Raw genomic sequence first — 980 nt, forward strand, 5'->3', positions numbered from 1 at the left:
GCTGACCCGGCTCGGTGCCGGCACCGACATCCCGCTCGGGACCCCCACCGCAGGACGCACCGATCAGGCCCTCGACGACCTCGTCGGCTTCTTCGTCAATACGTTGGTGCTGCGTACCGACACGTCCGGCAATCCGACGTTCGCGGAGTTGCTCCAGCGGGTGCGGGAGGCGGACCTGGCGGCCTTTGCGCACGAGGAGCTGCCGTTCGACCGGATCGTGGAGGAGCTCAACCCCGACCGCACCAGCGGCCGGCACCCCCTGTTCCAGACCATGCTCGTGCTCCAGAACAACGCCGAGGCGACCTTCCACCTCGCCGACACCACCGTCACCCCCCACTCCCTCGACACGCTCCCCTCCAAGTTCGACCTCAGCTGGAGCTTCGCGGAGCAAGAGAACGCCGACGGTAATCCGGCCGGGATGTCCGCCGCGTTGGTGTTCGCCACCGATCTCTTCGATGCCGATACGGCCGAGGTGTTGCACCGGCTGTTCGTGCGGGTGGTGGCGGCGGTGATCGCGGAACCGGATACCGGTGTGGAGGGGGTGGCGGTCTTCGAGTCCGCGGAGCAGGAGCGGGCGTTGCTGCGGCGTAGCGAGGAGCGGCGCAGCGAACTGCGGCGCAGCGCGGAGCGTCGTTCCGCTGTGGACGCTTCCGGGGCCGAGGGCGGTGTGGGTCGTGGGCCGCGGTCGGTGCAGGAGGAGCTGCTGTGCGGCTTGTTCGCCCAGGTGCTGGAGGTGCCCAGTGTCGGGGTGGACGACAACTTCTTCGCTCTGGGTGGGCATTCGCTCAAGGCGACGCGGTTGATCAGTCGGAGCCCGCCCCCGTCCTGAGGTGCTGCCGTTGTCGTTCGCGCAGCAGCGGTTGTGGTTCCTGGACCGTTTCGAGCAGAGCCCGACCTACAACGCGCCGTTCGCGTTCCGTGTGCGGGGTGCGGTGGATGTGGCGGCGCTGCGGCTGGCGGTCAATGATGTGGTGGCGCGC

Annotated in this window: 2 protein-coding genes; both read left to right on the forward strand. The window is 68.9% G+C overall.

All coding sequences use genetic code 11. The annotated features are described in order from the left end of the window. A partial coding sequence (locus OO62_RS36840) for a condensation domain-containing protein (protein WP_248782322.1) occupies window positions 1–829 on the forward strand: 829 nt, incomplete at its 5' end. A gap of 1 nt (window position 830) precedes the next feature. After that, on the forward strand, window positions 831–980 hold a 150-nt coding region (locus OO62_RS41885), incomplete at its 3' end, for a condensation domain-containing protein (RefSeq protein ID WP_157850197.1).

The sequence above is a fragment of the Streptomyces lydicus genome (assembly GCF_000717345.1).
GTDB classification, from domain to species: domain Bacteria; phylum Actinomycetota; class Actinomycetes; order Streptomycetales; family Streptomycetaceae; genus Streptomyces; species Streptomyces lydicus.